3 protein-coding genes are annotated in these 1,983 nt (G+C 41.2%); 2 read left to right on the top strand and 1 reads right to left on the bottom strand.

Annotation, left to right across the window (positions count from 1 at the left end; translation table 11 throughout):
- Both CCU_RS08735 and CCU_RS08730 read left to right on the top strand, forming a co-directional pair.
- A partial coding sequence (locus CCU_RS08735) for a hypothetical protein (protein WP_208896127.1) occupies nucleotides 1-572 on the top strand: 572 nt, incomplete at its 5' end.
- Between the two features lie 13 nt (nucleotides 573-585).
- Complete coding sequence (locus CCU_RS08730) at nucleotides 586-1,218, top strand: ABC transporter ATP-binding protein (RefSeq protein ID WP_015534347.1); 633 nt, start codon at nucleotides 586-588, stop codon at nucleotides 1,216-1,218.
- Nucleotides 1,219-1,256: 38 nt separating this feature from the next.
- Here the strand turns inward: CCU_RS08730 and CCU_RS08725 are convergent.
- Nucleotides 1,257-1,983 (bottom strand): sensor histidine kinase (locus tag CCU_RS08725; RefSeq protein ID WP_208896126.1); only part of this gene is annotated, 727 nt, incomplete at its 5' end.

Raw genomic sequence — 1,983 nt, 5'->3', positions numbered from 1 at the left:
AGATAGGCCTGGCCTATTTCCTGGCATATTATTCCAGTGATGATTTTGCCGCAAATGCGAGAGTGGTGTGCCTTGCGTCCGGAAGCAGAAGAAGCTGGTGGGTCAGCAAGCTCATATACTGTACGGTGGCTGTGGTAATGTATTTTGCTGTATGTGTGCTGACGATATATTTAATGGCGGCGGCATATGGGGCAGATATGACCATGGATATGACGGCGGCGCTGACAACACGGCTGTATCCTCCGCAGACATACAATCTTAGTGCCGCAGATCTGCTTCTGATAACATTATTTATACCGATGCTGGTAACGCTGGGGATAAGCCAGCTTCAGGTACTGGCGGGTTTTATAATCACGCCGGTCATCAGCTTTGCAGCGGTGTGTGGAGTGTATGTTCTGTCGGCATACTATACTGTATGGTATCTGTCGGGAAATTATACGATGTGGCAGAGAGTGTCATATGTAGTGGCAGATGGGGTTAATCCCATGAGTGGAGTGGTGCTTGCGGCTGGTATGCTGATCACTGCATTTGCAGGAGGAATCGTGTATTTTGATAATAAGGATATAATCTGATAGGAGAATACATATGAGCGAGATAAGGATAGAAAATCTGAATAAGAAGATAAAGGGTTCAGTCATACTTGATGATATCAGTCTGACCATGACTCCGGGCAGGATATATGGACTCCGTGGAAAGAATGGCTGTGGCAAGACAATGCTTATGAGAGCTATATGTGGTCTGCTCATACCTGATGGAGGACACATATATATAGATGATGAGGAGCTCCACAGGGACATAAAGTTTCCACGGAGTATAGGCGCTCTGATAGAGAATCCGTCATTTCTGCCTCAGTACACAGGCTTCAGGAACTTAAGGCTTCTGGCAAAGCTCATGGGAGGGATCAGTGATGACGATGTCAGATATGCCATAGAGAGGACAGGTCTTGATCCGGATGATAAGAGGGTATACAGAAAGTATTCCCTTGGAATGAGGCAGAAGCTTGGCATAGCAAATGCAATCATGGGAGAGCCGGATGTCATAGTGCTGGATGAACCTATCAACGCACTTGATGAAGAGTCTGTAGAGAACATAAAGAAGGAGTTGCTGAAGCTGCGTGATGGAGGAAGTCTTATAATCACTGCCTGCCACGACAGGGAGGAGCTGGAATATCTGTGCGATGAGATATATGAGATGAAGGATGGAAGGATATGTGGCTGACAGATTTGAATACCCTTTTGACTCATCAATAATCGGTATCATGATATCTGTGTAGAAAATATCATCTTTTTGCTGATATACAAAAAACCATTATTTTTTTCAACAGTATGGCTTATATTGCTCAGACCAAAACCATGGTCAATGGAGTGTTGTCTTGCGGTGGAATCAATAACAGGTGACCGGTTTTCACAGTGTATAACAAATTTATCGTTGTCAGTAGTTTCTATACTTATATTTATATATCGGCTGTTATTACATTTTATACATGCAGCAATACAGTTATCAAGCAGGTTCCCTAGAATTATACACAGATCATAGTCGTTTGTAGGAACCCGGTTAAAATCTACATTTAGCCTTACGTAGAATGCGATGTTATTTTTTGTTGCAATATTGTCATAGTTTGTTATGAATGAATCTATTACCAGGTTGCCAGTATTATACTTGGCATAGTTATCCTCTATGGATTGGATTGCGGTGGAGGTGTAATTTTTCAGGTCGTCAAAATGCTGCTTGTTGATTTGTTCCTGAATATAGAAGTAATGTTTTTTCACATCGTGTATAATTCTTCTGTTTTGTCTGTAGGATTCACTTAACTGTTCAAATTTACCTTTTTGGAAGTCAAGTTGACGTTGAATGTTCATATTTGTGTAGTTGACTACGGTGGATATAAAAGCCCTTTGTATAAGAATATAATTAACTATGTTAAGCAGAGAAAGGCATATAAACAGTACTTCATAGAAAAACACATTATCATTCTCTGATAAA

Source organism: Coprococcus sp. ART55/1 (assembly GCF_000210595.1).
Taxonomy (GTDB): domain Bacteria; phylum Bacillota; class Clostridia; order Lachnospirales; family Lachnospiraceae; genus Coprococcus; species Coprococcus aceti.
This window is presented reverse-complemented; position numbering and strand designations above follow the sequence as displayed.